At 51.8% G+C, this 25615-nt stretch carries 24 protein-coding genes; 4 read left to right on the top strand and 20 right to left on the bottom strand.

All coding sequences use genetic code 11. From position 1 onward, the window contains the following. Positions 1-107 precede the first annotated feature (107 nt). The 8 genes from atpC to MTP39_RS06050 form a co-directional block, all read right to left on the bottom strand. Positions 108-515 (bottom strand): ATP synthase F1 subunit epsilon, encoded by a 408-nt coding sequence (gene atpC, locus MTP39_RS06085; protein ID WP_005922235.1) that lies wholly within the window; start codon positions 513-515, stop codon positions 108-110. Further along, positions 515-1927 (bottom strand): F0F1 ATP synthase subunit beta, encoded by a 1413-nt coding sequence (gene atpD, locus MTP39_RS06080; protein WP_005922238.1) that lies wholly within the window; start codon positions 1925-1927, stop codon positions 515-517. Before atpD ends, atpC begins: the two co-directional genes overlap by 1 nt. Positions 1928-2008: 81 nt before the next feature. Then, on the bottom strand, positions 2009-2887 hold the full coding sequence (gene atpG / locus MTP39_RS06075; protein ID WP_242915623.1) for an ATP synthase F1 subunit gamma: 879 nt from the start codon (positions 2885-2887) through the stop codon (positions 2009-2011). After that, positions 2874-4628 (bottom strand): F0F1 ATP synthase subunit alpha, encoded by a 1755-nt coding sequence (gene atpA, locus MTP39_RS06070; protein WP_005922243.1) that lies wholly within the window; start codon positions 4626-4628, stop codon positions 2874-2876. The genes atpG and atpA overlap by 14 nt, the downstream gene beginning before the upstream one ends. Beyond that, positions 4618-5109: an ATP synthase F0 subunit B gene (locus tag MTP39_RS06065; RefSeq protein WP_249241860.1), complete on the bottom strand. Its 492-nt coding sequence runs from the start codon at positions 5107-5109 to the stop codon at positions 4618-4620. The genes atpA and MTP39_RS06065 overlap by 11 nt, the downstream gene beginning before the upstream one ends. Before the next feature lie 15 nt (positions 5110-5124). Further along, complete coding sequence (atpE, locus tag MTP39_RS06060) at positions 5125-5352, bottom strand: ATP synthase F0 subunit C (protein WP_005922245.1); 228 nt, start codon at positions 5350-5352, stop codon at positions 5125-5127. Positions 5353-5392: 40 nt separating this feature from the next. After that, positions 5393-6076 (bottom strand): F0F1 ATP synthase subunit A, encoded by a 684-nt coding sequence (locus MTP39_RS06055; RefSeq protein ID WP_015538221.1) that lies wholly within the window; start codon positions 6074-6076, stop codon positions 5393-5395. A 557-nt stretch (positions 6077-6633) separates the two neighbouring features. Continuing rightward, the gene (locus MTP39_RS06050) at positions 6634-7098 is read right to left on the bottom strand and encodes a DUF2798 domain-containing protein (RefSeq protein WP_249241859.1); all 465 of its coding nucleotides are present in this window, start codon (positions 7096-7098) and stop codon (positions 6634-6636) included. A 1071-nt stretch (positions 7099-8169) separates the two neighbouring features. Between MTP39_RS06050 and MTP39_RS06045 the strand changes: the two genes are divergently transcribed. The 4 genes from MTP39_RS06045 (at position 8170) to MTP39_RS06030 (ending at position 9423) form a co-directional block, all read left to right on the top strand. Then, positions 8170-8487, top strand: coding sequence for a hypothetical protein (locus tag MTP39_RS06045; protein WP_249241858.1), 318 nt, complete (start codon positions 8170-8172; stop codon positions 8485-8487). A 17-nt stretch (positions 8488-8504) separates the two neighbouring features. Next, the gene (locus MTP39_RS06040) at positions 8505-8816 is read left to right on the top strand and encodes a hypothetical protein (protein ID WP_249241857.1); all 312 of its coding nucleotides are present in this window, start codon (positions 8505-8507) and stop codon (positions 8814-8816) included. Positions 8817-8825: 9 nt separating this feature from the next. Beyond that, on the top strand, positions 8826-9047 hold the full coding sequence (locus tag MTP39_RS06035; RefSeq protein WP_249241856.1) for a hypothetical protein: 222 nt from the start codon (positions 8826-8828) through the stop codon (positions 9045-9047). Positions 9048-9120: 73 nt separating this feature from the next. Next, positions 9121-9423, top strand: coding sequence for a Dabb family protein (locus tag MTP39_RS06030; RefSeq protein WP_117554078.1), 303 nt, complete (start codon positions 9121-9123; stop codon positions 9421-9423). Between the two features lie 190 nt (positions 9424-9613). On the opposite strand, the gene MTP39_RS06025 is transcribed toward MTP39_RS06030, so the two are convergent. The 12 genes from MTP39_RS06025 to MTP39_RS05970 all read right to left on the bottom strand — a co-directional run bounded on the left by MTP39_RS06025 (position 9614) and on the right by MTP39_RS05970 (position 25606). Further along, entirely contained in the window at positions 9614-10723 is a 1110-nt protein-coding gene (locus MTP39_RS06025) for a hypothetical protein (RefSeq protein ID WP_249241855.1), read from the bottom strand. A 121-nt stretch (positions 10724-10844) separates the two neighbouring features. Continuing rightward, positions 10845-11078 carry a hypothetical protein gene (locus MTP39_RS06020; RefSeq protein WP_005922262.1) on the bottom strand — a complete coding sequence of 78 codons (234 nt, stop codon included), beginning with the start codon at positions 11076-11078 and terminating at the stop codon, positions 10845-10847. 90 nt (positions 11079-11168) lie between these two features. After that, entirely contained in the window at positions 11169-11984 is an 816-nt protein-coding gene (locus tag MTP39_RS06015; protein WP_249241854.1) for a TatD family hydrolase, read from the bottom strand. Further along, complete coding sequence (locus MTP39_RS06010; protein ID WP_249241853.1) at positions 11981-12940, bottom strand: DMT family transporter; 960 nt, start codon at positions 12938-12940, stop codon at positions 11981-11983. Before MTP39_RS06010 ends, MTP39_RS06015 begins: the two co-directional genes overlap by 4 nt. Before the next feature lie 12 nt (positions 12941-12952). Then, positions 12953-14950: a methionine--tRNA ligase gene (gene metG, locus MTP39_RS06005; RefSeq protein ID WP_249241852.1), complete on the bottom strand. Its 1998-nt coding sequence runs from the start codon at positions 14948-14950 to the stop codon at positions 12953-12955. A 483-nt stretch (positions 14951-15433) separates the two neighbouring features. Then, positions 15434-16819 carry a phosphoglucosamine mutase gene (gene glmM / locus MTP39_RS06000; RefSeq protein WP_249241851.1) on the bottom strand — a complete coding sequence of 462 codons (1386 nt, stop codon included), beginning with the start codon at positions 16817-16819 and terminating at the stop codon, positions 15434-15436. A 406-nt stretch (positions 16820-17225) separates the two neighbouring features. Next, on the bottom strand, positions 17226-17906 hold the full coding sequence (locus MTP39_RS05995) for a hypothetical protein (protein WP_249241850.1): 681 nt from the start codon (positions 17904-17906) through the stop codon (positions 17226-17228). Positions 17907-17921: 15 nt separating this feature from the next. Further along, positions 17922-19061, bottom strand: a complete 1140-nt coding sequence (locus MTP39_RS05990; protein WP_249241849.1) for an SPFH domain-containing protein — start codon at positions 19059-19061, stop codon at positions 17922-17924. A gap of 158 nt (positions 19062-19219) precedes the next feature. Continuing rightward, entirely contained in the window at positions 19220-19972 is a 753-nt protein-coding gene (locus tag MTP39_RS05985; protein ID WP_249241848.1) for a glycohydrolase toxin TNT-related protein, read from the bottom strand. A gap of 14 nt (positions 19973-19986) precedes the next feature. Continuing rightward, positions 19987-22680: an ATP-binding protein gene (locus tag MTP39_RS05980; RefSeq protein WP_249241847.1), complete on the bottom strand. Its 2694-nt coding sequence runs from the start codon at positions 22678-22680 to the stop codon at positions 19987-19989. Between the two features lie 177 nt (positions 22681-22857). Then, positions 22858-24081, bottom strand: a complete 1224-nt coding sequence (locus tag MTP39_RS05975) for a hypothetical protein (RefSeq protein WP_249241846.1) — start codon at positions 24079-24081, stop codon at positions 22858-22860. A gap of 1177 nt (positions 24082-25258) precedes the next feature. Further along, entirely contained in the window at positions 25259-25606 is a 348-nt protein-coding gene (locus tag MTP39_RS05970) for a hypothetical protein (RefSeq protein ID WP_249241845.1), read from the bottom strand. Between the last annotated feature and the right edge of the window lie 9 nt (positions 25607-25615).

Below are 25615 nucleotides of genomic sequence, written 5' to 3'. Positions count from 1 at the left end.
AAATGACCCTGTGACACAATTTTCGCATCGTTGACAGACAGAAAAACCTCCCCATGCAGTTGCCCTGCACGGGGAGGTTTTTGTTATATGGGAATATGTGCGCTTCCTTAACGCTTATACTTTGCAGCGGTCTGCAAACGCTGCATGGCACGATCCAGCGCAATTTTGCTCTGGTAATACTCGTGCATGCTCTGCTTATGCTGCAAGCGTTCCTCGGCGCGGATGCGGGCGGCCTCGGCACGATTCTTGTCGATGTCCTCCGGGTTCTCGGCGCTGTCCACCAGCACCATCACATAGGCGGGGGTCACCTCAGCAATGCCATCGCCCACCAGCACATCCCGGGCCTTGCCGTCCACTACAAAGTGGAGGATGCCCATGTGCAGCGCCACCAGCACCGGGTTATGCCCGGCCTGTACGCCGTAGATGCCATCGCTGATGGGCAGGGTCAGATCCTCGCAGTCGCCCTGATAGAACTCGCCGCTGGATGCTGTGATGCTCAGCATGAACTTGTTCATCAGACGGCACCGCCCTTTTCCTCAGCCAGCTTCTTTTCTGCCTTTTCGCGTGCTTCCTCCAGCGTACCTACGTTGAAGAATGCCCACTCCGGCAGATCATCGGCCTTGCCGTCCACGATGGCGGCAAAGCTGCGCACGGTATCCTTCAGGGGCACATACTTGCCCTTGAGGCCGGTAAAGTTCTCAGCCACGGCAAAGGGCTGGGACAGGAATTTCTGCAGCTTGCGGGCGCGCATGACGGTCAGCTTGTCGTTCTCGTCCAGCTCGTCCATGCCCAGAATGGCAATGATGTCCTGCAATTCCTGATAGCGCTGCAGAATGGACTGCACCTTGCGGGCTACGCGGTAATGTTCCTCGCCCACGATGTCCGCCTCCAGAATGCGGGAGGTGGAGGCCAGCGGGTCCACAGCCGGGTAGATGCCCTGCTCCACGATCTTACGGGACAGCACGGTGGTGGCGTCCAGATGAGCAAAGGTGGTGGCGGGGGCGGGGTCGGTCAGGTCGTCGGCAGGCACATAGACGGCCTGCACCGAGGTGATGGAACCGTCCTTGGTGGAGGTGATGCGCTCCTGCAGAGCGCCCAGCTCGTTGGCCAGCGTGGGCTGGTAGCCCACGGCAGAGGGCATACGGCCCATCAGGGCCGAGACCTCACTGCCGGCCTGCACGAAACGGAAGATGTTATCAATGAACAGCAGCACGTCCTTGTGGGTCTCCTCACGGAAGTACTCTGCCATGGTCAGGCCGGTCTCGGCCACGCGCATACGGGCTCCCGGGGGCTCGTTCATCTGACCAAAGACCAGTGCGGTCTTGTCCAGCACGCCGGAGGCGTTCATCTCGCCCCACAGGTCGCAGCCCTCGCGGGAGCGCTCGCCCACGCCGGTAAAGATGGAGTAGCCGCCGTGCTCGGTGGCCACGTTATGGATCAGCTCCTGGATCAGCACGGTCTTGCCGACACCGGCGCCGCCGAACAGGCCGATCTTGCCGCCCTTGGCGTAAGGAGCCAGCAGGTCGATGACCTTGATGCCGGTTTCCAGAATTTCAGTCGCAGGCTTCTGCTCTGCAAAGCCGGGTGCCTTGCGATGGATGGGCCAGTGCGGCAGCTCGTCCACAGCGCCCTTGCCGTCAATGGGGCGGCCCAGCGGGTCGAACATCCGGCCCAGTGTGCCCTCGCCCACAGGGGCGGTCAGGCCGTGGCCGGTAGCTTCCACCGGCATACCCTTGCCCAGACCCTCGCTGGCAGAAAGCATGATGCAGCGCACCGTGGTCTCGTTGACGTGCTGCGTCACCTCCATGGTGCGCTCGGTGCCCTCTGCGGTCACGGTAAGCGCCTCCTGCAGGGCAGGCAGCCTGCCGGCGGTGAACTGCACATCCACCACGGGGCCTGCTACGCGAATAATAGTTCCCTGTATCATTTGGATTGCCTCTTGTCAAATCTTGTTTGTCCAACGAACCCTCTCAGTCATCGCTGCGCGATGCCAGAGAAAGTTCCTTTATTATGTCCGGTCCTGCACGGCAGCTGCGCCGCCGATGATCTCGGTGATCTCCTGCGTGATGGAACCCTGACGGGTGCGGTTGTATTCCAGCTGCAAGTCCCGGATCATGTCATTGGCGCTCTTGGTAGCAGAATCCATGGCGGTCATGCGGGCGCTCTGCTCAGCGCAGAAGCTCTCGGTCATGGCACCAAAGATCATGCCGTGCATATAGATGGGTGCGATCTGCTCGAATACCGTCCATGCGTCCGGTACCAGTTCCACCTCGCCCTTGGGGTCGCCCAGACCCTTGGGAGCAGGCTGCAAATACCGCCGGTCCAGCGGCAGCAGACGCTCCATGACAGGCTCACTGGTAAGGGCGTTCTGGATCTTGGTGTAGACGATGTAGATCTCGTCCAGCTTGCCGGACTTGAAGTCATCAATGGCGTCTACCGTGATGTCGCGGGCACGCTGCAAAGTGGGTGCGGTTGCGCTATAACGGAACTCCTCCACAAGGCGGGGGTCCCGGTGACGCAGAGCGCGGTAGCCCACCTGACCGATGACATAAAAGCGGTCGTTGGGGTCTGCGTGCTCCCGCAGAAACTTGAGCAGGTTCTGGTTATAAGCACCTGCCATGCCCTTATCGGCAGTAAGCACCAAATACGCCCGCCGGGGGTTTTCCAGATTCCGCTCATGGAAGAAGGGGTGCTCCGGCTCCTCCGGCAGATGCGGCACAACACGGGAGATGGTATCCCGCATACGGTTGAAGTAAGGGGACACATTCTGGTAATTCTGCCGTGCCTTGCGCAGCTTGGACGAAGAGATCAGGTACATGGCATTGGTGATCTTCATGGTATCCTGAATGCTCTCGATGCGCTCCTTCAGCAGCTTACTGGACGACATGGTCATTGCCTCCCGCATAAGCTTTCCAAGCGTTCAGGATGGCATCCACCCGGTCGGGTTCCAGCTTGCCGTCGGCATCGATCTTCTGCATGGTGCCGGAGACGTCTGCACGGAACTGCCGCACAAAGGCAGCGGTCTTTTCCCGCTGCTCTGCGGTAGGCAGGGTGTCCAGCAGGCCGTGGGAAGCCAGCACCAGAATGACCACCTGCTCGGCATCGGACTTAGGCTGGCACAGCGGCTGCTTGAGCATTTCCATCAGTGCCTTGCCGTGCTCCAGCTGGCGGCGGGTCTCGGCGTCCAGATCGGAGCTGAACTGTGCAAAGGATTCCATCTCCTTATACTGTGCCAGCTCGATACGCAGGTTTGCGTTGGCCTTTTTCATGGCCTTGGTCTGGGCAGCGCCGCCCACACGGGAAACCGACAGACCCACGTTGACAGCCGGGCGGTTGCCGGCGTTGAACAGGGCGCTTTCCAAGAAGATCTGACCATCGGTGATGGAGATGACGTTGGTGGGGATGTAGGCCGAAACATCGCCGGCCTGCGTCTCTACAATGGGCAGTGCAGTGATAGAGCCGCCGCCCAGATCATCCCGCATACGGCAGGAGCGCTCCAGCAGACGGGAGTGCAGGTAGAACACATCGCCGGGGTAAGCCTCACGGCCCGGAGAGCGGCGCAGCAGCAGCGAAATGGCACGGTAGGCCACCGCATGCTTGGACAGATCATCGTAAACGATGAGCACGCTCTTGCCCTTGGCCATGAAGTACTCGGCCAGTGCAGTGCCCGCATAGGGGGCAATGTACTGCAGCGGGGCAGAATCCGACGCAGTAGCTGCCACGATGGTGGTATAGCTCATAGCGCCGTGCTTTTTCAGATCCTCGGCCACGCGGGCGATGGAGGAAGCCTTCTGACCGATAGCAACATAGATGCACAGCACATCCTTGTCCTTCTGGTTCAGGATGGCATCGGTAGCAATGGAGGTCTTACCGGTCTGGCGGTCGCCGATGATCAGCTCACGCTGACCGCGGCCGATGGGGAACATGGAGTCGATAGCCAGAATACCGGTGTGCAGCGGGGTGTCCACGCTCTGGCGCTCCAGAATACTGGGTGCCTGCTTCTCAATGGGGTTATACCCCTCGGCCTCAATGGGGCCTTTGCCGTCGATGGGCTCGCCCAGCGGGCTGATGACACGGCCCAGAAAAGCATCGCCCACCGGGATACCGGCGCGCTTGCCGCTGCGGGTGACCATGGTGCCCACACCAACGGTCTCGGCACCATCGAACAGCATAACGCCCAGCTGCTCGGGCTCTACGCTTTCCACCATGCCCTTGGCACCGTTTTCAAAGGTGACGATCTCGCCGTACACAGCGCGGTTCATGCCGTCAATGTGCACGATGCCATCGGCAGAGGAGATGACCACACCGCCCTCTGCGGAGGTCTCGGCGGGCTTGTAGTCCTCGATGCGGGTCTTGAGGGTAGCCAGCGAGGGCTTGCCCTCCATCATTTTGTCCAGCTGATGACGGCCGGAATTGTCGAACACGCGGTCGCCCACCTGCAGGACATAGCCGGAAAGCAGGCTCTCGTCCACGGTAATGTTCAGGATGACTTCCGTGGCGTCATACAGCTTTTTGATCTCCGACTTGATGCGGTCCAGATCTTTTTCGCGGAGCTTATGGGCGCAGCGCAGGCTGGCCTTGACGATGCGGTTATCCGCAAAAAATTCACGACTGAATTCAGTTGCCATTGCCTGCACCTGCTTTCTGCAGCAGATCGTCCAGCAGCTGATCATCATCCTGGGCGGTCAAATTATGTTTCAAAAGCTTTTCGCACATGGAGCGTGCCAGTGCCGTAGCCTGTGCATCTGCTTCCCGCAGCTTGTTCTGGCGCTCGATCTCCACAGCAGCCTTACCGGCAGCCACGATCTCATCGGCCTGCTTCTGCACATCGGCCAGCAGCTGCTGCTTTTCCACCTCGGCCTGCTTCTCGTAGGCTTCGCGGCGGGCTGCGGCTTCGTTATCCACATTACGCAGCTTGTCCTGTGCGGTCGTAAGCGCTGCGGCAGCCTCGGTCTTGGAGGTCTGTGCCGCTGCAATGTCTGCCTCGATCATCTTCTGGCGCTGATCCAGCACGTTCTGGATGGGCTTGAACAAAAACTTGCGCAGCAGCACATACAGGATCAGGACATCCACCACGGTCCACAGCAGGTTCAAATCCAACTTCAGCATTCGTCCACGCCTCCGTTACTGGCCCAGGAACAGGATGATCAGCAGTGCAACGACGAAGCCGAAAATTGCGGTACCTTCTGCCAGAGCAGCGCCCAGCAGCAGGTTCGTCTGGATCTTGCCGGAAGCCTCCGGCTGGCGGGAGATGGCCTCCGTTGCCTTACCCGTTGCAATACCAATGCCAATACCGCCGCCAATGCCGGTCAGCGCTGCAATGCCAGCGCCCAGAGCTACCAAACCACTCATAGTTCTATCTCCTTTGTAATTACAGTTTTAAATGTGTTGTTTATTCCTCGCCGCCGATGCTCTCTTTCATAAACAGTGCGGTCAGGAACACGAAAACATAGGTCTGGATCAGACCATCGAACAGGTCAAAATACAGGCTGAACACCGCCGGGACGAACACCGGCACCACCAGCTTGAGCAGTTCCATGATAACGAACGCGCCCAGCACGTTGCCGAACAGTCGCATACACAGACTGGTGGGGCGAATGGCGATCTCGAGGATGTTCATGGGGGTCATGATGGGGGTAGGGGCTGCAAGGCTCTTAAGAAAGCCCGCGCCGCCCCGGGCGCGAACGCCCGCATACTCGATAAGCACGATGCTCATCAGCGCCAGTGCAGCGGTCACATCCAGATCCTTTGTGGGGGGCTTTACGCCGAACACACCGATCACGTTGGAGCAGGCAATGTACAGCGCCACGGTCATCAGGTAGGGCACATAGCGGCTGCCCTCCTTGCCCAGCAACCCTTCAAAGAAGTTTTTGCCAAGGGAGTACAGCGCTTCCAGTGCTGCCTGACGCTTGCTGATGTGATCCACCTTCAGGTTGCGGGTAAGCAGGATGGAGCCCACCACCAGCAGCAGCATGATCACCCAGCTGATGACCACCGATTCCGGGATCTGCAGCGAGCCGACCTTGACATACTCCACGGTAAGCTCTTCCATCAGAGCCTGCGTCAATTTGTTCATTTGCTTTTCCTCCTTCCTGCAGGGATAGGGGTCTGCGGGCGGGAGCCGGGCGTGCGGCGCATCCCCGGCCGAGGATCTGCCGCGCACCTTTGCTCCGCGCCCCTTCACACCTTCTTATCGCGCGAAGAAAAGACCATTTACCGTGAAAAAAGCAAGGAAGGCGCTGCCTGAATGCTGTCTGCGCCCTCCCCTTTCTTTGTCGGTTTCGTCTTTTTTCGTTGTGTATAATAGTACGATTGCACAAAATTGGCAAGGGTATTTGTGCACATTCTACATTTTACCCGGTAGCATTGCACCGGTAAAACAAAACTGTTGTACAGGGTGCACAATTTCAAGTTAAAAAAGCATATAATCTGTACAATTTTCTTGGATCTTTCCAGTGCTTTGCAGACGTATTCTGCCGGTTTTGGGAAATATTTCCGCAAAAATAGCCGTACCGTATAGCTTTTATATATCAGGTATATAAAAAACGTATAGGTATCTTCCCCGGTATGTTTTGGTGGCATCTTATGTATATTCCTTATACATATTTATTATAGAATCGCAGACAAACCGTCTTATGCGCCCTGCTTTTCCCCGCGGCGGAACACCAGCCGGAAGATGGCACGGGCAAGCGGGCCGCAGTACAGCATCTGCCAGCACAGCGCCATGGGCATATTGCAACCCCAGGTGTGCACCCACATCCCAAAGCTCGGCTCTTTGAACAGCAGCGTTGCGACCAGGCTCATCACCGGGCACATGATGCACACGATCATCAGCGAGATGGCGTAGGTGACGAACTGCGGGCGGTCTGTGGGGCGCATAAACAGGAATGCCAGCTTTGTGGCCAGCTTTTCCACCACAAAAAATTCCAGCACAAAGGCCACCGGCACCATGATCGGCATTTCGTGCAGAGCCATAACAAAAGTAGCATTGGTCACGCTGTTTGTGTTCAGCGCCACATTGTAGACGATCATACCATAGACCATGATAGCGGCCATGACAATGGTAAAGAAGATGCGTTCCGGTAATGTTTTAGGCATTTTGATTGATTCTCCGTTTCTTTTTTATGCAAATTTTCGCCGCAAAAAAGCCGCCCCGCGAAACTTTCATCTCGCGGGGCGGCGGCGACTACCATTCATTGGCGCTATTTTAGCACAAATAGAACCGGCGCATAATACCTTGCGGGCACTTTCTCCCCTTTTGTGGAAAATCCTTCACAAACGACCCGGAACTTCTGGGCAATTTTTTCGCACCGCCGCAGGTTTCAACATTGCACAAAAACAGATCCTTTTCTTTGTACGGTCTGCCAATAGACAAAACGTGCATCTTCCTGTATAATTAAGCCAGAAACCAGAGAAGTACAGCAGAAGCTCAAAAGAGAGTTACTCCCGCTGACTTTAAGAAGAAAGGAGCGAAGACCGATGGTTGATATGGAACCCGCACAGCAGGGACAGGCTGTCGGGGTTCGCTGAGAAGCAAAACAGAGGCTCACCACAAACGGGATGTTTCCCCCGTATAAAAACACAAAAACAGAGCCGGTCTTGAGCATCAATAATGCGATAACACGACAACCTGTCGATTCAATTCTTCCCCAGAGCGTTCAGATAGATCCGCTGGAGATGATTCTTATGAAAGTATCAACGATCCGGAGAACCTTATTTGAATAGCTGAAAAGGAGTTCTACCAATGTACTAGGTAAGACGTTTCCCTTGCAAATCTAACTCGAAAGAATGTGGTAATATGAAATTCATCCTCATGAACCGTTTGCCGCAGTCCAACAGTTGAGAAAAGGGTCAGTCCAATGTACAGTTGATTTTCATCCCCTTGCAAAGTACCTAAATTCTGAAGAAACGTTTCTAAGGAGAGTCACCCTATGAAACCCGTATTCCGAAAATGAGGTCACCAAGGAGAAGAGGCTTATGACTCCGAAGAAGTAAGTATCCAGCCGGACGAGGGCTTGCAACCGCCTCGTCCGGCTGGTTTTATTTTATGTTGTTTCAACAAATAGTTGATGCGCAATTTATGCAGAATTTACGCAGGAAGGTTGAATGCCGTCCTTGTGTTTTTGCCCCCTTATGTTATAATATGGTAAAAGATGGGAGGTGCATCTTATGCAGCTGGCGTTTGGCTGGTACAACATCCTTGAGCTTTTGTTCTGCCTTGTGGCGCTGTGGATGGGCATCCGCGACCTGCAAGGCAAAGACCCGCTGATCTACACCTTTTTCAACCAATATGACCGCGACCCGGAATACCGCGCCATGTGGCAGAAGAAAAACGGCGTGTGGGAGATCTTCAACGCAATGGTTCTTGCTTCTTCGCAGTTTCTGGGCAACTTCCCTACCCTGAGCAACGGGGTACGCACCATTACAGTCATCGTTGATGTGATCTACCTGATTTTGTACGAGATCTGGGAGCACAGCGCGGACTGAACCGCCGGGAGGTAGCTATGAACCTGAACCTTTCCACTTCAGACTGGCTGAACGCAGCACTGGGCGTGCTATTTTTATACCGCGGCATCCGGGATCTTTACAATAGCACCGGCACCGGCTGGAGCAGTGAGGACGAAAAGAAGCACTTTCGCAAATTATTCGGCATAGCATCGACCATCGGCGGCGCGTTCCTGTTAGTCAATATTTTTCTTCCCAAGGTAGAGCCGCTGCACTCTATTTTGATGGTGGCAGCGCTCGTGTTCAGTGTTGCTCTGCTGATCTCACATCTGTGCTATACCCTGAGCAGGGACGACAAAAACAAAAAGTGAGGTTTTTTTATGGAAGTCATCGGCGCAATTTTAGTCGCGCTTTTCGGCATCGGGTTCGGCATTTTTATGGCGCTGCAGCCGGAGGATGCCATTGCCTTGCGTTCCCGTGGGCGGTATACGCAGGTGCCCGAACCTACGGAGGAGTACATCCGGCTAACCCGGTTGGAGGGCATCGTAGTTTCGGTACTCTGCGCCGTGCTTCTGGTGGTGCTGCTGTTCGCGCCCACGTAAGACTTTCCTGTTTCCTCTTGCGGATTCTTTCTCGCCCTGTTACAATGAGAAAAAACGCAGGAGGTTTTTTGTTATGGTCAAGCACGTTATTCTCTGGCAGCTGAAGGACGAGTTGTCCGCCGAGGAAAAATCCGCCGTCAAGGCCGGCATCAAAGAGGGGTTGGAAAGCCTTTCCGGCAAAATTCCGGGGCTTGTGGATATCCACGTCAACATTGATGCTCTCCCCTCCTCCAACGCTGACCTGATGCTGGACACCACCTTTGAGAGCGCCGAGGCGCTCAAGGGCTACTCCACCCACCCGGCACATGTGGCAGTGGCAAACAGCAAGGTGCGTCCCTACTACAAAAACCGCGTCTGTCTGGACTACGAGGTGTAAGGCAGCAAGGCAGGAGGATGATTCAAGCTGCCCTCCGCGTATGCTCTGGACTTTTTCAGCGGAATAGTGATTTTATAATTTCGACATCCCGGAGCGTCTGCGGACGCTCCGGGATGCCATTTTATGGAATGAACTTACGCAAAAAGGGTCATTGCACAAACCGTGCAATGACCCTTTTTATGTTTTTCTTTTACTGTAGGCGCGGAATAAGCTCTTCCCGCAGAATACGAATATCCTCCTCTGTTCGGATGGCATCAAGCTGTACCAGCAGATTCAGCTGATCTGTTGCCGCATCGTAGCAATACAGACTTGTAGTATCCATTACCAACATCGTATTCTGCCATATCCGTTCCTGCCGCAGAACGCGTTCCTCCCGCAGGTCTGCCCACTCTGCATGACAGTATTTTTTCAGCTGGCCGTGCAGATGCTGTTCGGCCTGAACATTGAGCTTTATCTCCACAAAGCACCATTTTCCACCCAGTTTGACTGCATTATCGGCAAACCCGGTACGTTTATCATCCCTATGACACGCACATTCTGAAAAGAACTTTTTCTGATCTCCCAGCACGCGCAGAAAATAGTCCACATAAAACCGTCGGAACTGAATTTCCAACGTAAACAATCGGCGATATGTCTGTGTGACTTCAAGCCAATTTTCTGGGTTGATCTTTTGCAGCGGCAGCGGGATCGCTCTGCTCTCCAGCAGATATGGCGGCAATTTATTTCCGATTGCAAGTAATGCTTTCAGACGCTCAAAGTCACTTCCCACCACAGGCGTGATAGCACTTTGGCGTGAAACGAAAATAAAATCTGAAAACTCAGAAATATCTACTGGGCACGGCAGCAAACATATTTCATCTATTTTCGCAAAGATCCTGCGGCTTGTTATGAAGTTCACATTCAGTTGCAGTTCCTCTTCCTCGCTCATACCGGGATGCGCATCGTAAAACGGTTGCTCTGCAACTTTTCCAATCGCCAATATTTTTCCGCCGTACTTTTGGTAAAGTAAGCGTGCCCGCTGCAACGCATTCCAAAGTCTCTCATATTCTCTTTGCGATAGATGTTCTTTTTCTTTTTTCAATGCGGTCTCCAAACGGCGGATATTCTGAATGGCCGTTTTTGCATGAAAAAACAGTACAATATCACCGGGAACCGTCCACTTAGGCACTGTCCACTCCACCCACTCTGAACACATTAAGACTTCAGTGTCAAACTGGTCGGCATAATGGTCAAGTTCTTCCACGTTCTTAGGGAAACTCACATTGTTTAAATAAGCTTGCACATTCATCCTGTTGTTCACCCTTTCCTCCTCATTTTAAAGGATTTACAAGTCCAAGAAACCACACCAGCTGCCATGCTACGCGAAAAGGGTCATTGCACGGTTTGTGCAATGACCCTTTTTCTATCAGTCGATGCTGAACTTACTGAACGAACTCCACGGTGTACTCAAAGCCGTACTCTTCCTGCAGCTTCTTGACCTCGGGCTCGCAGTCCTCGATGAAGGTGGGAGCGTAAACAGAAGCGCCGTTGTGTGCCTTCTTGTAGTCCTCCACGATCTGCTGCAGCTTTGCCCAGCCCTCGTTGGCCTTGTTCTGGTCGATGCTGTCGGGGAAGTTGATGATGAACTCGCGGTGTTTGGGAATACGTGCCTTCATAATAGTGATCTCCTTATTCTTATCGTTTTCAATAAATCAGCTTTTTATTCAGAAGCGGAGCGCTTTGCCCCGCGACCTGCGGAAAAACGGTTACAGCCCGAACACCCTGCGGGCGTTTGCGGCGGTGGCGCAAAACACCTCTTCCGGGGCAAGCGCTTTGCGCTGGGCGATGTACGCGCCCACATAGCGGATAAGGGAGCTGTCACAGCGGGTGCCGCGCACCGGCTCCGGTGCCATATAGGGGCAGTCGGTCTCCAGCACGATGGCGTCCAGCGGCAGGGCGTCGATGGCCTTGGCTGCGCGCTTGGCACCGTTGAAGGTGCAGGCACCGCCAAAGCCAATGTACAGCCCCTGTGCTGCCAGCTGCACGGCATCCTCGGCGCTGCCGGAATAGCAGTGCACAATGCCCTTGGGACGGTACTTTTTGAGCAGTGCGTAGACGTCTGCGTGCGCCTGCCGGTCGTGCACGATGATGGGCTTGTCCAGTTCCAGCGCCAGCCGGATCTCGGCTTCAAACAGTGCCAGCTGGGCGTCCTTGGGCACAGGCCAGTGGTAGTCCAGCCCGCACTCCCCTACCGCTACCACCTTGGGGTCATCGTAGTAGGGCATCAGGGCCTGCATCTCAGCGGCCCAGTCGCCGCCGTACACCGACACCGTGGGCGCGGGGCCGTCCTCGCCGCAGTCGGCGGCGGGCAGCAGGCTTTCCGGGTGGATGCCAACGGCTGCTACTACCCACGGGTAGCGGTGCGCCAGCTCCAGCACCCGGGGCGCATCCCCGGAGTGGGTAGCCTGCTCGCACACGCCTACCACGCCCTTGCCGGGCAGGCTGTCCAGCAGTGCAATGCGGTCGGCGTCAAAGGCGCGGGCACTGTAATGGGCGTGGGTGTCAAAAATCGGTCCGGTCATACCTTCTCCTTTTGGGCGGGGGCTTTATTCACCAGCCAGATGCCCACGCACACGAACACCAGCGCCGCCAGATACTGCCAGCGGAACAGCGGCTCGCCGTTGAGCACGGCGCTGAGCAGCACGTTGGCCACCGGGTTGACAAAGCAAAAGATGGAAATGCGGCTGACCGGGTTGTTTTTCATCAGCAGTGCCCACAGGATATAGCCTGCGCCGCAAATGAAGGCCAGATACAGCATGACCACCGCTGCCAGCGCACTTTGCACATGGAGACAGCCCCCCATAACGGTGCCCAGCACAAACAGCGCCAGCCCGCCCACAAACAGGTTCAGAAAGCAGACAGCAAAGCTGTCAGCTTTTTTGGTGACCGACTTATTCCACGGGCCGGACAGGGTGAAGATGACGGTCGCCGCCATCATGCAGAACACGCCCCAGCCGCTGCCGCTACCGTGGTTGCCAAGGGTGCCGATGAGCACGCCCGCAAAACCCACCGCACAGCCCAGCGTTTTTGCCGGGGTCATGCGGTCTGCATTGCCGTAGATAAAGTGTGCAAAGATGACCCCCAGAAAGCTCTGGGTGCTGTTCAGGATGCTGCCAAACGCGCCGGTGAGCATAGCCACAGCGATGTAGTAAAACGCATACTGTGCTGTGGTCTGCCACAGACCCAGCGCGCAGCACTCAGCTGCCACCCTGCCCCGGGGCAGGCGGGGTGCTTTTCCCTGCAGCAGGATGCTGCCCAGCAGCACCAGTACGCTGCCCAGCATGAACCGCACCCCTGCAAAGCAGAAGATGGAGGCGGTGTTGCCGGAGTCGATGGAGAACAGACGGTAGCCCAGCTTGATGAACGGAAAAGCCGAGCCCCACAAGACATTGCAGAAAATAGCCAGCAGCACGGCGCACACCGGCGTAGCAAAGATCTTATCCAGCTTTGCCGAACGGACGGCTGTATTGTCAGACATAATACTCCTCACTTAGTGGATCCGGCTGCCCACGGGGACATCATCGCCGTAGAAAGCAATGGAGCAGCCGCCGTCAGCGGTATCGGCAGCGAAGATCATGCCCTCGCTGACGTACTTGCCCTTGAGCATGGGACGGGGTGCCAGATTGCACACGATGCCCAGCTTTTTGCCGATGAGATCCTCCGGCTTAAACCACTTGGCAATGCCGGACAGGATGCAGCGCTCCCGCTCGCCGTCAAAAACGGTGAGGTGCAGCAGCTTCTTGCTCTCCTTCAGGTTCTCGCAGGCGCGCACCTCGGCCACGCGCAGCTCCACCTTGCAGAAGGTGTCAAAGTCGATCTCTTCCTCATGGGTAAAGTCCACGGTGCTTTCCTCAGCGGGGGCGGCAGCCTTCTTCTCGGCTTCCTCCTTGGCCTTGTTGGCAACAGCGGCAGCAGCCTTGCGCTTCTCGTCCTCTTCCTTCAGGTGGGCGATCTCCTTGGCCACGTCAATGCGGGGGAACAGGGCTTCTCCCTTGTGCACGGTGTAGGTCTGCTGTGCGCCGTAGGTGGTCTTGGTCAGATCCAGTGCGGAAGCGTCCAAACCCAGCTGCTCCATCATCTTGGGGGCGGTGGTGGGCAGGTAGGCGTTCAGCAGAATGCCGCACACGCGCAGTGCCTCGCACAGGTGGTACAGCACGCTTTCCAGACGCTGCTTGTTGGCCTCGTCCTTTGCCAGTGCCCAAGGTGCGGTCTCGTCGATATACTTGTTGGCGCGCTGGATGACCGCAAAGATCTCCATCAGTGCCTGCGGGATGGTCAGGTCGTCCATGTCGGCGGTGACCTTGGCGGTCAGCTCGCTGACCATGGTCTCCAGCTCGGTGTCGATGGCCTCGGTACCGGCCACATTATGCACAGTGCCGCCGAAATACTTTTCGCACATGGCCACGGTACGGCTGAGCAGATTGCCCAGGTCGTTGGCCAAGTCGCTGTTGATGCGGTTGATCAGTGCCTCGTTGGTGAACATACCGTCGTTGCCGAAGGGGATCTCGCGCAGCAGGAAGTAGCGGATGGCGTCCACGCCGTAGCGGTCGCACAGGATGACGGGGTCCACCACGTTGCCCACAGACTTAGACATCTTGCCGCCGTTCATCAGCAGCCAGCCATGGCCGAACACCCGCTTGGGCAGGGGCAGATCCAGTGCCATCAACATGGCAGGCCACAGGATGGTGTGGAAGCGCAGGATCTCCTTGCCCACCATGTGCAGATCGGCCGGCCAGAACTTATCGTAGTCGTGGTAGGTCTCGTTGCCGTAACCCAGTGCGGAGATATAGTTGCTCAGAGCATCGACCCAGACGTACATGGTGTGCTTGGGGTCGAAGGGCACGGGGATGCCCCACTTGACCGAGGTACGGGACACGCAGGTATCCTGCAGGCCCTGCTTGATGAAGGCGATCATCTCGTTCTTGCGGCTCTCGGGCTGGATGAACTGGGGGTTCTCCTCGTAGAGCTTCAGCAGGCGGTCAGCGTACTTACTAGTCTTGAAGAAGTAGGCTTCCTCGTGGGCATCGTAGACCTCGCGGCCGCAGTCCGGGCATTTGCCGTCCACCAGCTGGCTGTCGGTCCAGAAGCTCTCACAGGGCTTGCAGTAGTGGCCGATGTACTCGCCCTTATAGATATCGCCCTGCTCGTACAGCTTGGTGAAGATCTTCTGGCAGCTTTCCATGTGGTAGTCATCGGTGGTGCGGATAAAGCGGTCGTAGCTGACATCCAGCAGCTTCCACAGATCCTTGACGGTGGCAACGATCTTGTCCACATACTCCTTGGGGGTGACGCCGGCATCAGCAGCCTTATCCTGGATCTTCTGGCCGTGCTCATCGGTGCCGGTCAGGAACATGACGTCGTAGCCCTGCATCCGCTTGAAGCGAGCCAGTGCATCGCAGGCCACGGTGGTGTAGCTGTGGCCGATGTGCAGCTTATCGCTGGGGTAGTAAATGGGGGTGGTGATATAAAATGTCTTGTGTTCGCTCATGGGGTTCTATCTTCCTTTCTTTTGGTTCTGCAGCTGTTCCTGCAAGCAAAAAGCGCTCCCGCCCTGCCGGGTATAACCGGACAAGGACGAGAGCGCTGAACCTTCGTGGTACCACCTTGCTTCGCCGCGCCCTTGCAGGCGCAGCCTTTAGCCGGCAAAAACCGGCCTTTGCGCGGTAACGGGCGCACCCCGTCGCAGGCTCATTGTTCACCTGCGCGGCTCCAAGACCATCTTCGGCACCGCGCGGCCTGCCCGGTTCCATCCTTCGGGCTTTCTGTCAGGCGCAGACGGTGCGTACTCTTCTCTTCACAGCCAATTTGACACAATTTTCAGTGTTGCTTCTATCATACGCAAAAAATGCGGTTTTGTCAACAAAAAGATGCAGAATCGCGCTGCCGGAAACGCAGCGAATCTGTATTTTGATGCATAAGCAACATCTGCTATGTGCCCAACAGAGCGGTGTATCTACCGCAGCGCCCGGTTTCAGATAGCGTATCCCTTGGCCTTGATGACCTCCACCACCTGAGAAACGTACTTCTGGCAGGTATCGTGGTCGGGGGCTTCCACCATCACGCGGACAAGCGGCTCGGTGCCGGACTCGCGCACCAGAATGCGGCCGGTATCGCCCAGCGCTTCTGCCACAGCCTTGACGGCCTCCTGCACCGCCGGGTCGTTCTGCGCGGCCTTTTTATCGGTCACGCGGACGTTTTCCAGCACCTGCGGATAGATCTTCAGGGGCTCAGCCAGCTTGCTCATGGGCATCTTCTTTGCCAGCATGACTTCCATCATCTTCAGACTGGTCAGGATGCCGTCACCGGTGCTGGCGTACTTGCTGAAAATGATATGGCCGCTCTGCTCACCGCCGATACGGCAGTTGTTCTTAGCCATGTATTCGTAAACGTACTTGTCGCCCACAGCGGTCTTAGCGTAGCCAATGCCCTGCTCGTCAAAGGCCTTGTACAGACCGAAGTTGGACATGACCGTGGTGACCACCGTGTTGTTCATCAGCTCGCCGTGCTCCTTCATGTAGCAGCCATAGATGTACAGGATGTGGTCACCGGTGATGACGTTGCCCTTCTCGTCCACGCACAGGCAGCGGTCAGCGTCACCGTCAAAAGCAAAGCCAACGTCCAGACCGTTCTCCACCACAAACTTCTGCAGACCTTCGATATGAGTAGAACCGGCGTTGTTGTTGATGTTCAGACCATTCGGCTTGTTATTGATAACGTAGGTATCTGCGCCGAGAGCATCGAACACAGACTTAGCAATATTCCAACTGGAGCCGTTGGCACAATCCAAACCGACCTTGACACCCTTGAAGGAGTAGATGCCCAGCGAGATCAGATAGCCCATGTAGCGGTTGCGGCCGGACACATAGTCCACCGTACAGCCAATGTGCTCCCGGTGTGCAAAGGGCAGCTCCGGCCAGTCCTTATCGAACACATGGAGCTTGCCGTCGATGTAGTCCTCCACCAGCAGCAGAGTCTCCTCGGGCATTTTCTCACCGTAGCAGTCGATCAGCTTGATGCCGTTGTCATAATACGGGTTGTGGCTGGCAGAGATCATAATACCGCAATCAAAGTCATCCACGCGAGCGATGTACGCCACGGAAGGAGTGGTGGTGACGTGCAGCAGATAAGCATCTGCTCCGGAGGCAGTCAGACCTGCGACCAGACTGTACTCGAACATATAGGAGCTGCGGCGGGTATCCTTGCCAATGACGATGCGGGCGGGCTCGTTGTTGCCGTTGCGCTCGCGCAAGGCGTTGTAGTACCATCCCAAGAAGCGGCCAACCTTGTAAGCGTGGTCAGCGGTCAGATCAATGCCTGCTTCCCCACGGAAGCCATCGGTTCCAAAATATTTTCCCATTCTTGATTACCTCGTTCCCAAAAGCGAACTTTTAGTAGTGTATATGCTTTCCCCCGTTGCCTGATGCCCCTGCAAAGAGAGATATCTTCATCTGTAAAGTGCATCGAATCGGGGGGCACTGTAAGTTCAGTATAGCACAATTCTTGGAGCAAATCATCCATTCTGCAAATTTTCTCCCTGCAAGTAGATAAATAAACACGAGGTTGCCGTAAAACAGCGCCCTTTAGACAAGCAAAGAGGCACCTGATTCTGACATCGGGTGCCTCTTTGCTTTGTGGAACTGTGCATTCACCGGGCGGTTGCTTTGCGCAGATGCTCAGCTTTTTCTGTGCTCATTTTTTAAGACTTGCCTTTGCATCTTCAACATAGCAAGGGTGCATATTGGCAACTGTCTCATTTCAAAATGTTAGTTTTTCACTTGCAGGATTCGATTTCTCTCGTTTGCCAGACGCTCGATCTTATTCACACTTGCGTCAATCAAAACATCATTTTCGCTACGGACTGCATTTTCCAGACATTCCAGCTCACGCACGACCTGATTTTCAAGGCTCTTTGTTGTAGCACAGGATCTTGCGGGGCTGGTGCTGATCAAGTCGTACAGCTTCTGAATTTTGCGATAATTATTTTTGCCCTTGACTTCCGATAACAGTTCTTTCAATTTCATCGAGCAGCCACGGATATACACCATTTCATCCTGATGCCGTTCCGCAGCTTGTGCTGTATAGGTATCCGCAATTGCATTTATAAACAGTGCAACTACAAATCCAATCATTATTGCAAACTGACTAAACAAGGGGAGTTTGTATCCCGCAGGGCTCCAGACAATAAATATCGTGCCGATTACAAACTCTACCGCAAAGTATGTACTAGTGATCGTATAAATAGAGTTTCTTGACATGACATACTGCGTCCCCTTTTCTGCCAGAAACGGAGCAACCAGTACGACCAGAAACGAGAAATGAATAAACACATACGAAATCCATGCAGAGGCAGAATGATCCAGTCCCCAAACGCCGAAATAAATAACATTGATTAGCAGTAAAATCGCCAAATTGATCAAGATCTTTAAGGTTTTTACCTTTTTCATAATCATTCCTCCATGTTACATTCGGCTTAAAATTTCTTTCATTTTCGTGTCATAAACTTCCTGAGGAATCAGCCCTGCTTCCAACATTGTTTTCAGCTTCTTCAAAGTTTCGATGGGGTCCTCTTTGCTTTGCATCTCGCTTTGCACAAAGCGACCCGAAGGCTGCGGCTGCGGTGCTGCGCTCTGTACCGGTGACTGCTGTACGGGAGCAAACATCTGCTGTGCCATACTGGCGAAAACCCCTCCAGCCGCCATGCCTACCCCCATGCCTGCACCAGCAGCTGCCACTCCGCCTGCTCCCGGATTTGCTGCCAATGTTTTGAGAGCATCTGCTGTTTGCTGCCTTGCCCATTCGTCACCAAGAATCTGCTGGACAGCTTTGTCCGCTTGTGCGTTTCGCATTTTTGCGATTCCGTCCATGCCGATTTCATCATAACGTCTGCGCAACGCATCATCCAGAACGTCTAAAGACGCAATAGAAAATTTGATCAGCCGCAGACCATATTCTTCAAATGTCGTCGATATGGAAGGCTCGATTTGTTCTGCAATTTCTTCGATATGTTCCTCAATGCCATATAACTCTGTCGTTGTTTCGTTAAGATAGCGCGTCAAGTTTGACCGAATCTTTCCCTGAAATTCACTTGCGAAGAAATCGTCGATCACTTCCTGCTGGTTAATATAATTATATCCGTTGCCAACCAGCTTTGTCAAAAATATACCCGGGTTCGAGATCTGAATCTTATACGAACCTCTTGCGCGCAGCTTTGTAGCCACGCCAAGCATTTTATCACGCACCTGAATCGGTGACGAGGTTCCCCAAAGCAGCTCCATGCTGTGGGATGTTTTTACAAAATATACTACACAGTTAAAAGCCGAAACACCGCCCGAAAGCATATTGCGGAGACGTCCGATAAACGGATAGTTTTCCGTAGAAAGCTTATAAGTACCATTTTCAAAAATCTGCTCAATTACGCCGCCTTTGATGAAAATAGCTTGTTCGCCAGGCATAACGACCAAGGTTGAATTTGTATTAAAATCTTCCTCCGGCTGACGCCAAATAATCGCATTAGCATGCCCGGAATTTTTAATTACATCGGTAAAGTGTTTTTTTCCGCCAAGATAAGCTGCTTCATTCGGATTTTTAAAAATAGGCATATCAATACTCCTTTACTTTCATCTGCTGAAATCAGCTCTGCATCATTTTCACAAATGCAATGATTATTAAGACCAGCTCAAAAACAGACACCTTCAGAAAAACCTTGCAAGAAACCGGAACCGATCGTTTTGCACGAGAAAAACAAGCCGACAACTTTTTACTTTTCCACTTTTCTTATTTTTCCGCTTTCAAGCAATTCCTCTGTGCTCATATAGAGCGGCTTTCCATCCTCACCGTATAAGCGCTTCCCGTATTCATCCATTTTAGGGAAATTATACTGAAAGCTGCCATTATCGCCTGTCTTGTCCTGCCACGGCTGATATGCAATACCGCTCTGATCCACTTCCAGTCCATCTTCGACCACTTCGTATGTAGACAGGGTTCGCTTATCTTCTACATCCGGCAAATTCAACGAGTCATAGTCTGCTCCCTCCTCTGCAAAATAACGGCCTCCGGTATCTGAATGTGTATATTGATCGAAGCGCGTTCCTTGCGGAACATTGATAGCTTCTTTTTCGCCTGTCGTGTCAGGCCCATAATTCACTTTCAGCGTACCTTCTTTTATATAGTCTGGATCATCATAGTCGAACACCTTTTCATTGACAGCACCAAAATCGTCATCGCTAAGTTGTCGGAGTTCATCGTCCCAAACAACATCTTCCTCGATTGACTCTTCTGTTTCTTCTGTTATTTCCGTTGAAACTTCTTCCGATGTGTTTTCGTCCAAAAATTCAACGTCTTTTTCATCGCAGGCATCCTGACATACTGTATAATTGACACCATCGTCCGTCCAATGAATATCCTCATCATCCTCGACAATTTCAGTGTCAGTCATATCTTCTTCGGTCGCAGTTGTATCTTGTTCAACATCTGAACTTATGTCACATGTTTCATCGAATTCATCATCCATTTGTTTTCACCTTCTTACTTTTTCAATGATGCCTCAATTTGCGCATCTGAAACCCTGATCTTTGTTTCATAGCGAATTTTTCTCCACAAATGTACTTTGACGCAAGAAAGAAGCTCTCTGCTATAGGGTTCGTCATTAAGTTCTGCTACGATCAAGGCAGAAATATGGGCAAATACTTCTTTCAAGGACGAAAAATCCGCAGTATCCGATTTCAGGTTTCGCACAAAAATTCGACGCGCGATTTCCTTTGCCAATAAGCGGCGATTATAGTCGCAACAGGTTCTGCAGCATGGAACAATTTCGCAATACGGATACGGGCGCAAGAACTCTGGCTTGTTTCTCCAGTATGTGCTCAACGATGCGATGGAGCTGTCCGAAAGCGAAATGTCAATATTGTTCTCCAAACGATAATTTGGTGTCAGAATTTCTTCAGCTGCGTCCAATCGGTTAAAGAACAGATATGCTTCACCCGGCTTCAAACGTGCCATCCGAGCCGATTGTGTCTCGTTCAGCCCCATACTATCCGATAGGATTTGACGATCCATCGCCTCCACGATTCGGAAGGCGACCTTCATATCGGTTAAAGCTACCACATCTGTCGAAACTTTTCTCGGTGATTGATCTGCAATTATCATTCCAACACCATACGAACGCAGCTCTGCGAGCATCCGCTTAATCAGACCTTGCGCAATAGCACTGGGGTTGGCCTCTCCTACTCCCGCAAAATTTGTATCTGCGTCTAAAAGCACATGGGCTTCTTCCAAAAGGATCACATTTCGCAGGCCGCCTTTTCCAATATAATTGCTGTTCACATAAGCGAGGATCGAAAGCAAGACCAGAGAAATAATCAACGATTTCTGGTCACTATTTTCGATTGCTGACAGCTCGATAACCGTAGGCTTTGTTAGGAGATCCTCGATTGGAATGGAATAATAATTATCAAACAGCCTGGCCAGACTATTTAGCCGAACCACACCGGCCCGGCCAATATTTCGTGCGTCTCCTGTATAACCAATGCTGTCAAATGTCTCCCGAAAACATTTAATGAAATCCGCTATATTAAATATCTTTCCCTTGTCGCTGACAGTATAACTGTCCAACCATCGAAAATCCGAATAGCAATTATGAATCGCATCCTCGAAGATCTTGTCCAAAGGAGTTGCCATTGAAACTGCTGCTGCAAAAGCAGTTTTCAAAGTGGATTTATACGTTTCAAGCCGAACATTTTTAGGGGGAACGAATGGGTTAAAAACAAAGGGCGAGATATAATTTTTTCCCGGAGTGAATATCTGCAGTTCTGGAATACTTTGAATCAGGGCACGGTATTCGTTCTTTGCCGGTTCGATAACCAGAAATGGTATCTTGTGTTTTTTCCACAACTGATCCAGTAATCCCACCGAGAATGTTGTTTTGCCGGAGCCTGGTGTTCCTACAACCAGCATATGCTTTGCTATATCGTCCAGCTGAATGCCAATTGTATAATTTTCACCAGAAGATTTCAGAACACCAACCGTAATGTCTCCTGCATTGATCAGATTATCTGAATAGGTTTGACTGTTTTTTATTGACTCGTTGATCTGTAATCCCGCGCGAATTGTTGAACCACCGATCGGTAAACGAAAAATTTCACTGGCTTCTTCTGCGGTCAACAAATATGGGAGATTATACAAGGCAGTATAATATCGATTGGGAATAGACCAGATCTCTGGATTTCGTTCAGCCTGCAGCAATACTTCATGAATTGCCCATGGCAACGGATAAAAATTCCCGCACAGATTGACCTCCTCTGTTTGAAGGCGGATGAATTTTATCTGTGCCTTTGAATTGCATCCAGAATTCAGTTGCCCGTATAATGCGGATGCAACACTATCTCCCTGCAAGCGACTTCCATATACTACAAAGTTAAAATCAAATAATGCCTGATCCTGATTATCGTGATAAAAGCGGTATGTTTCCAATGGATTGCTTGCGCTTGCAAAACTAACGTTACCGATCCCCTGCTCCATTATTCCATGAGACAACGTATCGAGCATTTGGAAATTCTGTTCCAGGGAAGCACGTGTTTCCGGAGCCAGCACCGTCGGGATCAGCTGGATCGATACTGCAACATTTGGAAAGCCCATCAGGCTATTAACCAACTTGCTTAAACCTGCTGTGCTTTCTGGAATTCTATCAAACCCAAGACAAGAAGGCATCAGCATATTCTGCAAATTGATCAGCTTTTCGTCCTTGACCAATGCTATTATGGAGGACGTATCCACTTCTCTCAAAAGCGGCAAAAACGCCTCGACGTCAACATCACTATATGTGTATTTCTGAAGCCGCAGCGTTACCGTACATAGATTTGCCACCTTGTCTAGCAAGGATGCTACCGTAGCCTCATCTTGCCCGATTCCGCGTAAAATCAGAAACATGCGGATAGCGGCCTGATATGGCTGATTTTGTACAGGTTCTGTACACCATAGCAACTCTATTGCAACATCAGGAAATGAATTTTGAGAGGAGAGCGAAAAGTTTTTGCAGCTTTGATAGACTTCAGCTAACATCCCCATCATGCCATTTTGGAAATCTCTAATGGCATCCATTTCATTTGAATATTGCGGCACCAAAATAGAGTAGTCTGGCACAGACACAATTTCAATTACTTTTGCCCCAACAATTTCGCCACTTGCAATTCTTTTGAAGCGAATCAATTCTGTTTTTTCCATAGTTTTCCATTAAATCAATCATTGAAAATCACAGAAAAAATCGGATACCAAAAATGTGAATGCAGTTTTATGGAAACCACATTCACATTTCAAATCAAGCAAATTATTTCTGTTCGGAAAAGCCGCCTTCAAGTCCCTTATCTTATAATGCTATTTCGCTATTATAAGATAAGCGCTTTAAACGGTAGCATATTGACTGTCGCTCAAATCGTCCATCTGCTCATACGGAGAATAAATTCCCTTTAGTGCACGATCCTTCTGCATAAAGTGTTTCACAGCCTCATCTGCCTGCGCGTTGAAAGCATCCAGCTCATGCTTTAGAGCGCCATAAGCAGCCTTATATTCCGCAGACTTCTTGTTATGCAGATAAATAATTGCACCCGCTCCGGCAGCACACAAAATCCCGACAATGAAACTCTTAGAATTTCCCACAAACTGAAGTGCCGCCAAGATCAGCGTCACAATTGCCGCAATTTTCAAAGCATTCATTTTAGGTTTCTTCAACGCTTTAATCGCAGCAGTCTTTTCGCTCAAGAACTGAACTCTCTTGGGGTCAAGAGGCACCTCGGTGTAAAAACTACGCTTTCCAGTCGAAGAAATGTAGAGAGAATACTCCTTGTCTGCATAAACGTATACAATATGATAAATGCCCAGAAAAATGCGTACGATCTCATCTTTCTGTACACTTGAACTGCCAATCGTGAGGTCTCTTACACGCTTGCCCGCCAACTGATCATACGCCTTTTGCTTTAAGCGATTCTCAATTTCAGGACGAACCAATTGATTAAATGCCGATGCCTGAGGCATATTGTAATCAAACGTGTTAACATCAGCCGGATATTCCAGCTCTTCAATATCAACCAAGCTGTCAGGCGAGCAATTCATATACAGCTTTTTTACAACATCCGTAAATTGCTTGTTGCCACTGGCAACAAGCGTCTCAGAAGACGACACGCTACCGCTCATTTGTGTCCATTCCACATAGCGTTCTTTTTCCACACGAACCTTGTCGCCCAGATCAATTGCAGTCTTATGCTCACGAATATTACCCGCATCATAAGTGTAATTTCCCATGGCATTGCAATAAAACAAATATGCAGGCACACACAAATGCTCTTCTTTTACAATCTCTACGCGTTCCAGCAAATCCAACGGCATGCAAGGCGAGTTTGTTAAAGCTTTAACGATTCGTTCGTGAAGTGCCCCAACATCTGCGGCAAGAGGCATACCACTGTTAATGTTTTCTTTTGCCTGAATTTCCGCATTTTTTACCAGACCCTCAATTACGCATTCCGTCCGGCAGGAAGGGCAAACAACTTTTCCCTTCGATCCCTTAGGTATAACAAGTGGCGCTCCGCAGTTATTGCAGTGAAAACTTTTTACCGTCGATTCTGACATCATTGCATGATTCCTCCGTGATTAAATTTTTCACAACCCTATAATGTCATTATATTTCTGTCTTTTAATAATGTCAATATTAGTCATAACGGATATTACCTTATCATTCTGTGCGTAGCAACCTATTTTTTGCAATTTATCGAACGTATCAGCTTTTCCTTCGTTTCGTCAGACAAATCGCTTAGTCCAAATCGATAAAAGATCCCGTGAAGATAGGTAAAGGGTGGCTGCACCTGATCTTACAACCGCCCCGTATCGTAATCTTTCCATCACATAAAAACACCCTTCCTCTCACGGAAATCCGCAAAAGGAAGGGTGTCGAGCTCAATATCCTGTTGTCGTACCAATCACAGCATATTCGTACCGACAAAGCCGGTACCAGCCATTATTCAGCACAGCACCTCAAGCACTTTTGAGCGTAGAGCTGTAATTAGCAGTTCTCAGCGAAGTACTTAATGGTACGGACCATCTGAGAGGTGTAGGAGTTCTCGTTGTCGTACCAAGACACGACCTGAACCTGATAGGTGTCGTCGTAGCTACGCTAAATTTTCACGATTTTTTTGTGATCGTTCATAATTTCGAAACAACAGTTACAGTACCACAGCATACCGTTGTCGTACCAAAACCGGCTTGTTCGTACCAAAATTATACCACGTTTCAGCGTTATTTTCAAGGTTTTTCGCAATTTTGTGTTTTTGGATGTTTTTGCATCGTTGTGCGTTTTATGCGTATACATTTTTCATGTGATATCGCGTGCATTCCTCGGAGCGTCCGGGGCCCGGGGCTGCCGCCGGGGCGTTCGCCCTGCCCAGATGTGCTCCTCAGGGTGGGTGTGATGCGGGGTCGGATGATGGATTGATGGGTGTATTGATGGACGGAATTGCGTGATGGGTTATTGCTGATTTTTGAAGGTTACTTTTGAAGTGATTGAAGCTGTTTTGATGTGCAGACGGATTTAACTACTTCTTATCCGTGCTGTTCATTGCTGTTTATTTGCCCAGTACCTACTTTGCCTGTGCTCTCCCCTGCTACCTCATCTGCTGAAATTTCACCGGAAGTGATTTTGGACTATGGAATAAAAACAGGTATCTTATTGTTTTATATAAAACAATCGTTCTGTTATAAAACCGCATGGATGAGATTTTGTAACCACACCCACACGGTTTGAGGTTTAAAAAGATTATTTCAGCTTTTCGAGGATCTCGTCAGCAGTCACACCGCTTGCCAGCAGCTTCTTCAGCACATTCTCGGCTTCTGCCTTCTTCGTAGCCTCGGCAGCCTTCGCCTCAGCGGCAGCCTTCTTGGCCTCCAGCTTTGCGATTTCTTTTTCGGTCTGTTTGATCTCCGCTCTCTGCGGTTTCAGGCTCTCACGCAGCGACTTTATGTCAGTCTTCAGTTCTTCAATCTGGGCAACAGTCTTGGAAAGGCCCTCTTCAAGCATCGCCTTATCCTTCTGCAACTTCTTGATCTGGGCATCGAAGTCAGGAGACGCGGTAGTACGGTTCTTACTGCCTTTGGTTCTAGGCATAGGATGATA

This window comes from Faecalibacterium sp. I3-3-33 (assembly GCF_023347295.1).
GTDB lineage: Bacteria > Bacillota > Clostridia > Oscillospirales > Ruminococcaceae > Faecalibacterium.
Note: the sequence above shows the minus strand (reverse complement) of the source record. Positions and strands in the feature narration are given on the sequence as shown.

Coding starts and splice junctions, on each gene's coding strand:
- MTP39_RS06020 (WP_005922262.1), bottom strand. CDS start 11,078: ATGAAGGCACGTATTCCCAAACACCGCGAGTTCATCATCAACTTCCCC.
- atpC (WP_005922235.1), bottom strand. CDS start 515: ATGAACAAGTTCATGCTGAGCATCACAGCATCCAGCGGCGAGTTCTAT.
- metG (WP_249241852.1), bottom strand. CDS start 14,950: ATGAGCGAACACAAGACATTTTATATCACCACCCCCATTTACTACCCC.
- atpG (WP_242915623.1), bottom strand. CDS start 2,887: ATGTCGTCCAGTAAGCTGCTGAAGGAGCGCATCGAGAGCATTCAGGAT.
- MTP39_RS06065 (WP_249241860.1), bottom strand. CDS start 5,109: ATGCTGAAGTTGGATTTGAACCTGCTGTGGACCGTGGTGGATGTCCTG.
- MTP39_RS05970 (WP_249241845.1), bottom strand. CDS start 25,606: ATGCCTAGAACCAAAGGCAGTAAGAACCGTACTACCGCGTCTCCTGAC.
- MTP39_RS06040 (WP_249241857.1), top strand. CDS start 8,505: ATGAACCTGAACCTTTCCACTTCAGACTGGCTGAACGCAGCACTGGGC.
- glmM (WP_249241851.1), bottom strand. CDS start 16,819: ATGGGAAAATATTTTGGAACCGATGGCTTCCGTGGGGAAGCAGGCATT.
- MTP39_RS06010 (WP_249241853.1), bottom strand. CDS start 12,940: ATGTCTGACAATACAGCCGTCCGTTCGGCAAAGCTGGATAAGATCTTT.
- MTP39_RS05975 (WP_249241846.1), bottom strand. CDS start 24,081: ATGATGTCAGAATCGACGGTAAAAAGTTTTCACTGCAATAACTGCGGA.
- atpE (WP_005922245.1), bottom strand. CDS start 5,352: ATGAGTGGTTTGGTAGCTCTGGGCGCTGGCATTGCAGCGCTGACCGGC.
- MTP39_RS06035 (WP_249241856.1), top strand. CDS start 8,826: ATGGAAGTCATCGGCGCAATTTTAGTCGCGCTTTTCGGCATCGGGTTC.
- MTP39_RS05985 (WP_249241848.1), bottom strand. CDS start 19,972: ATGGATGATGAATTCGATGAAACATGTGACATAAGTTCAGATGTTGAA.
- MTP39_RS05980 (WP_249241847.1), bottom strand. CDS start 22,680: ATGGAAAAAACAGAATTGATTCGCTTCAAAAGAATTGCAAGTGGCGAA.
- MTP39_RS06030 (WP_117554078.1), top strand. CDS start 9,121: ATGGTCAAGCACGTTATTCTCTGGCAGCTGAAGGACGAGTTGTCCGCC.
- MTP39_RS06015 (WP_249241854.1), bottom strand. CDS start 11,984: ATGACCGGACCGATTTTTGACACCCACGCCCATTACAGTGCCCGCGCC.
- atpD (WP_005922238.1), bottom strand. CDS start 1,927: ATGATACAGGGAACTATTATTCGCGTAGCAGGCCCCGTGGTGGATGTG.
- MTP39_RS06055 (WP_015538221.1), bottom strand. CDS start 6,076: ATGAACAAATTGACGCAGGCTCTGATGGAAGAGCTTACCGTGGAGTAT.
- MTP39_RS06045 (WP_249241858.1), top strand. CDS start 8,170: ATGCAGCTGGCGTTTGGCTGGTACAACATCCTTGAGCTTTTGTTCTGC.
- MTP39_RS05995 (WP_249241850.1), bottom strand. CDS start 17,906: ATGAAAAAGGTAAAAACCTTAAAGATCTTGATCAATTTGGCGATTTTA.
- MTP39_RS06050 (WP_249241859.1), bottom strand. CDS start 7,098: ATGCCTAAAACATTACCGGAACGCATCTTCTTTACCATTGTCATGGCC.
- MTP39_RS05990 (WP_249241849.1), bottom strand. CDS start 19,061: ATGCCTATTTTTAAAAATCCGAATGAAGCAGCTTATCTTGGCGGAAAA.
- atpA (WP_005922243.1), bottom strand. CDS start 4,628: ATGGCAACTGAATTCAGTCGTGAATTTTTTGCGGATAACCGCATCGTC.